The organism is Cupriavidus sp., assembly GCF_057315035.1.
In genome coordinates this window covers 3,705-10,457 of the sequence record NZ_DBHKYV010000047.1, presented here as the reverse complement: position 1 = coordinate 10,457, position 6,753 = coordinate 3,705, and the positions used below count along the sequence as shown (strand labels likewise).

The 6,753-nt window shown below is 63.0% G+C and carries 6 protein-coding genes; all 6 read left to right on the top strand.

The genetic code is table 11. From position 1 onward, the window contains the following. Positions 1-857, top strand: an 857-nt coding sequence (bamB, locus tag ACO550_RS34285; protein ID WP_485995100.1) for an outer membrane protein assembly factor BamB, incomplete at its 5' end; no start/stop codon positions are given. Between the two features lie 222 nt (positions 858-1,079). Then, on the top strand, positions 1,080-2,423 hold the full coding sequence (der, locus tag ACO550_RS34280) for a ribosome biogenesis GTPase Der (protein ID WP_315596619.1): 1,344 nt from the start codon (positions 1,080-1,082) through the stop codon (positions 2,421-2,423). A gap of 210 nt (positions 2,424-2,633) precedes the next feature. Beyond that, positions 2,634-2,873, top strand: coding sequence for an RNA chaperone Hfq (gene hfq / locus ACO550_RS34275; protein ID WP_238263859.1), 240 nt, complete (start codon positions 2,634-2,636; stop codon positions 2,871-2,873). A 271-nt stretch (positions 2,874-3,144) separates the two neighbouring features. After that, positions 3,145-4,413, top strand: coding sequence for a GTPase HflX (hflX, locus tag ACO550_RS34270; RefSeq protein WP_315596618.1), 1,269 nt, complete (start codon positions 3,145-3,147; stop codon positions 4,411-4,413). 118 nt (positions 4,414-4,531) lie between these two features. Then, entirely contained in the window at positions 4,532-5,869 is a 1,338-nt protein-coding gene (gene hflK / locus ACO550_RS34265) for an FtsH protease activity modulator HflK (protein ID WP_315596617.1), read from the top strand. A gap of 11 nt (positions 5,870-5,880) precedes the next feature. Then, the coding region (gene hflC, locus ACO550_RS34260) for a protease modulator HflC (RefSeq protein ID WP_485995099.1) at positions 5,881-6,753 on the top strand (873 nt) is incomplete at its 3' end.

Genomic DNA, 6,753 nt, shown 5'->3' with positions numbered 1-6,753 from the left:
ATCTCGACCTGACCTCGGGCCCCGGTACTGACGGCGATGTGACGGCCGTGGCGGGCGAGAAGGGCGCGATTTATGCGTTCGACAAGAGCGGCAAGCAGATCTGGAAAAAGCAGGTCAACGGCGAGGTGCTGTCGGCCCCGCTGGTCGGCAACGGCCTCGTGGTGGTGCGTACCACCGACACGCGCCTGATCGGCCTCGATGCCGGCACCGGCGACCGCCGCTGGATCTACCAGCGCTCGCAAACGCCGCTGAACCTGCGTGCGGCCATGGGGATGGTATTTGCCGGCGACGGCATCGTGACTGGCTTCCCGGGCGGCAAGCTTGGCGTGCTGGCACCGGGCAACGGCGTACTGCGCTGGGAAAGCACGGTGTCGTATCCGAAGGGCGTGTCCGAGATCGAGCGCCTGAACGATGTGACGGGTGTCCCGGCGGTGCTGGGTCGCCAGGTGTGCGCCACGACGTTCCAGGGCCGCATCGCGTGCCTGGAACTGGCCAATGGCCAGCCGCAGTGGGGCAAGGATTTCTCGTCGCCGATGGGGCTGGCGCAGGACGACAGTTCGCTGTTTGCCAGCGATGAAACGTCGGCCGTATTCTCGTTCGATCGCCAGAACGGCAACGAACGCTGGAAGAACACGGACCTGCGCTATCGCGCCCTGGGCGCACCGGTAGCGGTGGGCCGCTCGGTGGCCGTGGGTGATTTTGAAGGGTTTGTGCACTTCCTGTCGCGGGAAGATGGCCAGGTCCTGGCACGCATGAAGACCGATGGCAGCGCGATCAGCGCGGCACCGGTGATGGCGGGCCAGACGCTGGTGGTGCAGACCCGCGACGGCGATATCTACGGTTTCGTGCCGAACTGATCGCCAGCGCACGCAAGCCCGCCCGTGCCCCTGTCGCGCGGGCGGCGCCAATCCGGTAGCATGATCCCTGGTCGTGCCAACAATAGCGGATCGGGGCAGGTGCCACGCATCCGCTAGACAGGAAAAGCGGCCAGCCGTGCCCGGGCACGGTGGTTGTCGGATCAACATGACTCCGGAATTGCTGGGGGACGGTGCAAGCCGCCCCCTGTTTCCGTTTATTGAATGAAACCAGTTATCGCAATCGTCGGCCGCCCCAATGTGGGCAAGTCGACGCTATTCAATCGCATGACCCGCTCGCGCGACGCGCTCGTCGCCGACCTGCCGGGTCTGACGCGCGACCGCCACTATGGTGAGGGGCGTATCGGCGAGCGTCCGTTCATCGTGATCGATACGGGCGGTTTCGAGCCCGTGGCCAAGGACGGCATCGTTGCCGAGATGGCCAAGCAGACGCGCCAGGCCGTGGTGGAAGCCGATGTCGTGATCTTCCTGGTCGATGGCCGTCTGGGCCTGGCGCCGCAGGATCGCGTGATTGCCGACTACCTGCGCAAGACCGGTCGTCGAGTCCTGCTGGCCGTGAACAAGGCCGAGGGCATGAAGTACACCTCGGTGGCAGCGGATTTCTACGAGTTGGGCATGGGCGATCCGTGCGCGATCTCGTCGACCCACGGTGACGGCGTCAATGAACTGGTCGACGAGGCGCTCGACCTGGCCATTCAGGAACGTCCGGAACTGGCCGAGCAGGACGACGGTGCCCAGCGCGGGGTCAAGATCGCCATCGTGGGGCGACCCAACGTGGGCAAGTCCACGCTGGTCAATACGCTGATTGGCGAGGAGCGCGTCATTGCGTTCGACATGCCCGGCACCACGCGCGATGCCATCTATGTGGAGTTCGAGCGTGGCGGCAAGCCGTACACGCTGATCGACACGGCCGGCCTGCGCAAGCGCGGCAAGGTGTTCGAGGCCATCGAGAAGTTCTCGGTGGTCAAGACGCTGCAGTCCATCGCCGATGCCAACGTGGTGGTGCTACTGCTCGATGCGCAGCAGGACATCTCCGAGCAGGATGCGCATATCGCCGGCTTTATCGTGGAATCGGGCCGTGCACTGGTAGTGGGCGTGAACAAGTGGGATGGCCTCGACGGTCACGCACGTGATCGCATCAAGCACGATCTGGAGCGCAAGCTGCAGTTCCTGAGTTTTGCGAATGTCCACTATGTCTCGGCACTCGCGCGTACCGGCATTGGTGCATTGCTGCGCTCGGTGGACGACGCCTATGCGGCCGCCATGGTCAAGCTGCCGACACCGCAGCTGACGCGCGTGCTCAATGAGGCGGTGGAATTCCAGCAACCCAAGCGTTCCGGTGTGTCGCGCCCCAAGCTGCGCTATGCGCACCAGGGTGGGTCGAATCCGCCGATCGTCATCATTCACGGCAATGGCCTGCAGAACGTGACCGATTCGTACAAGCGCTACCTGGAAAACCGCTTCCGTACGGCGTTCAAGCTCAAGGGCACGCCGTTGCGCATCGAATTCCGCACGAACAAAAACCCGTTTGCGGACTCGAAGGATTGAGCCAGAAAGGTGCCGTTCCTTGCGCCCAAGTTTCGTTTGCGTTCGTTTGGAACTGCGGCTAAATTCACGGTAGCAGGGGGAGCCCTGCTCGTTGATGCCAGCCTGGTACCGTTTTGATCTTTTTTCTGGCGCGTTTTTGCGCCGACTGACTTGAACCGGGGACTTTCGTCCCCATGATCCATCACTAAATCTATAAATTTGGAGTGTGCCATGAGCAACAAAGGGCAATTGCTACAAGACCCGTTCCTGAACGCGCTGCGCAAAGAGCACGTGCCGGTTTCCATCTATCTCGTCAATGGCATCAAGCTGCAAGGCAATATCGAGTCGTTTGACCAGTACGTCGTCCTGCTGCGCAATACCGTGACGCAGATGGTCTACAAGCATGCGATTTCCACCGTCGTGCCCGCGCGCGCGGTCAACTTCCGTGTGGATGATTCCACCGAGGGCTGATTCTTCCTCGTACGTGGACGGCCGCATCCGCATGCGGCCGTCGCATTGCATGTCCCTGGTGCTGCCGTCCAGCAGGCCAAACCGCCTGAACTGCCCGAGCCGTCCGAATCGTTGTTGTCGGGCTGCGCGCCGCGCAACCATCTCCCGATCGAACCCTCGTCCGACCCTGAGCCTGGTGGCATCCAGGTGTGGCAGGTTGTCGCAGTTCGCTCAGTTATTGTCTTAACAACCGCTTTCAACCATTTTTCTCCGGCGCTCCGCGTCTTCCCGCTTGCAATCCAGAGCTACCTCACAGACCGAACCTTCGCGCGCCATTCTCGTTGGCGTGGATTTCGGCAAGCATGATTTCCAGGAAAGCCTTTCCGAGCTGGCGCTGCTGACCAGCACGGCAGGCTCGGTGCCGGTGCACACGCTGACCGGCAAGCGTTCGCGCCCCGATCCGGCGCTGTTCATCGGATCGGGCAAGGCGGAAGAGCTCAAGCAGGCGGCGGACGCGCTGGACGCCGACGTGGTCGTGTTCAACCATGCGTTGAGCCCGGCCCAGCAACGTAACCTCGAACGCTTCCTGAGCCGCCATGTGATCGACCGCACCGGCCTGATCCTCGACATCTTCGGCCAGCGTGCGCAAAGCCACGTGGGCAAGGTGCAGGTGGAACTGGCGCAGGTGCAATACCAGGCGTCGCGGCTGGTTCGCGCCTGGAGCCACCTTGAGCGTCAGAAGGGCGGTATCGGCATGCGCGGTGGCCCGGGTGAGCGACAGCTCGAACTCGATCGCCGGATGCTCGATGATCGCGCCAAGCGACTCAAGACCGATCTGGCCCGGCTGCAGCGCCAGCACCATACGCAGCGCCGTGCCCGCGCGCGCAACGACACGCTTAGCATTTCGCTGGTCGGTTATACCAACGCGGGCAAGTCGACGCTGTTCAACGCGCTGACCAAGGCCCGCGCCTATGCCGCGGACCAGTTGTTCGCGACCCTCGACACCACATCGCGGCGCCTGTTTCTTGACGGGCTGGGCAATGTGGTGCTGTCCGACACCGTTGGCTTCATCCGTGACCTGCCGACGCAACTGGTGGCGGCGTTCCGTGCCACGCTCGACGAAACGGTGCATGCGGACCTGCTGCTGCACGTGGTGGATGCATCGAGCCCGGTGCGCCATGAGCAGATCGAGCAGGTGAACCGCGTGCTGGCGGAAATCAACGCCTCGGATATTCCGCAGATCGTGGTCATGAACAAGATCGACGCGGCCCCCGAATTGCTCGAGCACGGTCCACGCATCGAACGCAACGAAGAGGGCGTGCCGACGCGCGTGTTTCTTTCCGCGCGCGATGGCCTGGGCCTCGACGGATTGCGCGAGGCGCTGGTCGACGTGGCGCGCTGGCTGGCCGAACGGCCCGGCGACCCCCTCCCGTCGGATCCCCGGCTTGAAGGTATTCCCCTGGCTGCCAGTGAGGACGACCAGGAAGCCGGTGACCTCGATGAAGACGCTGGCGATGGACTCGAAAGTGACCCGGATCGGGGAATCAACGCCCCGCACTGACCGTCGTTGACTGAGAATCGGCTGATAATCGCCGCCTGATTGGGGGAATTTGAGCAAAAGTGATCAAGATGGCTGCTAGAATCCCCCTGTTCCAAACTTTCCCGGACCCGTGCTCTACATGCCCCTGTTCCCTCGGAATCCTGACTCGCACTTCGTGCCCGGCAGCCGCACCGCGCGCGCTGCACGCTGGCCGCGCCTGCGCGCCATCTTCTCGTTGAACGATCCTCGCTGGGGTCGGAACGGACAGGATGATGAAGACAAGGACAAGAGTCGCCAGCAGAACCAGCGTCCGCAAGACGGTCCGCCCGATCTCGACGAACTCTGGCGTGATTTCAATCGCCGCCTGAGCGGCCTGCTGGGCCGCAAGGACAACGGTGGCGGCGGGCAGGGCTTCGGCAATGGCTCGCGTCCGTCGGGCAAGGGTTCGAATGTCGGCATCGGCTTGATCGTCGGGGCCGTCATCGCCATCTGGCTGGCCAGCGGCTTCTTCATGGTGCAGGAAGGCCAGACCGCCGTGATCCTGCAGTTCGGCAAGTTCAAGTACACCACGGGCCCCGGTATCAACTGGCGCGCGCCGTGGCCGATCCAGTCGGCCGAAGTGGTGAACCTGTCGGCGGTGCGCTCGGTGGAAGTTGGCCGTGCCACGTCGATCAAGGACAGCAACCTGAAGGACTCGTCGATGCTGACGCAGGACGAGAACATCATCGACGTCCGCTTCACGGTGCAGTACGACATCCAGGACGCCAGTGAGTTTTTGTTCTTCAACAAGACCGATCGTGGTGGCGATGAAGAACTGGTGACGCAGGCGGCCGAAACGTCCGTGCGCGAAATCGTGGGCCGCAACCGCATGGATTCCGTGCTGTACGAAAACCGCGAGCAGATTGCGCAAGGCCTGGCCAAATCGATCCAGTCGATCCTGACCGCCTACAAGACCGGTATCCGCGTGATTTCCGTGAACGTGCAGAGCGTGCAGCCGCCCGAGCAGGTCCAGGCCGCGTTCGACGACGTGAACAAGGCCAGCCAGGATCGCGAACGCGCGATCAGCGAAGGGCAGGCCTATGCCAATGACATCCTGCCGCGCGCCAAGGGTACCGCTGCGCGTCTGAAGGAAGAGTCCGAAGCGTACCGCGCCCGCGTGGTTGCACAGGCCGAGGGTGACGCGTCCCGCTTCCGTTCGGTGCAAGCCGAATACGCGAAGGCGCCGCAGGTTACGCGCGACCGTATCTATCTGGAGACCATGCAGCAGATCTACAGCAATTCGAACAAGATCCTTGTCGACGCCAAGGCGGGCAACAACCTGCTGTATCTGCCGCTGGACAAGCTGATGTCGCAGGTGCAATCGTCCAGCGCGCCCACGGCGACGCCGGGCACGAACGCACCGCCCGCGCCCGATTCGACCACACCGGACATCCGGTCACGTGAGTCGATGCGCAACCGCGATCGCGACGTTCGCTAAGGAGAGCCGTCATGAACCGACTGATTTCCTTTGCCATTGGCCTGTTTATCCTGCTGGCCGTTGCTTCGTCGATGCTGTTCGTAGTGGATCAGCGCCAGTACGCAGTGGTCTTCGCTTTCGGCGAGATCAAGCAGGTGGTGCGCGAGCCGGGTCTGCATTTCAAGTTGCCGCCACCGCTGCAGAACGTGGTCTTCATGGACCGTCGCCTGCAGACGATCGACGTGGCAGCCAGTGAGCGTTTCCTGACCGCCGAGAAGAAGTCGATGGTGGTGGACTGGTTCGTGAAATGGCGCATTACCGATCCGCGCAAGTTCTTCGTGGCCTTCGGCGGCAACGTGCGCGGCGCGCAGGACCGTATGACGCAGCGTATCGATGCCGTGGCGCGTGAGGAGTTCGGCAAGCGCACCGTCACCGACGTGGTGGCCGGCGAGCGCGAGAAGGTCATGCAGAACATCCGTTCCGGCATGGCCGAGTACGCGCAGTCCGTGGGTGTCGAGATTCTCGATGTGCGCCTGAAGCGCGTGGACCTGCTGCCGGCGATCAGCGAGTCGGTCTACCGCCGCATGGAAGCCGAGCGCAAGCGCGTGGCCAACGAACTGCGTTCGACCGGTGCCGCCGAAGGTGAGAAGATTCGTGCTGATGCCGATCGTCAGCGTGAAGTGGTGCTGGCTGAAGCGTACCGCGACGCGCAGGTGGTGAAGGGCGAGGGCGATGCCAAGGCTTCGCAGATCTATGCCGATTCCTTCGGCAAGGATCCGAGCTTCGCGCAGTTCTGGCGCAGCATGGAAGCCTATCGCAACACGTTCCGCGACAAGGGCAACGTGATGGTGCTCGAGCCGAACTCGGACTTCTTCCGCTATATGCGTTCGGCTGGTGGCAACACC

Excerpts from the sequence above, each read along its gene's own strand:
- hfq (WP_238263859.1), top strand. The coding sequence starts at position 2,634 with ATGAGCAACAAAGGGCAATTGCTACAAGACCCGTTCCTGAACGCGCTG.
- hflK (WP_315596617.1), top strand. The coding sequence starts at position 4,532 with ATGCCCCTGTTCCCTCGGAATCCTGACTCGCACTTCGTGCCCGGCAGC.
- der (WP_315596619.1), top strand. The coding sequence starts at position 1,080 with ATGAAACCAGTTATCGCAATCGTCGGCCGCCCCAATGTGGGCAAGTCG.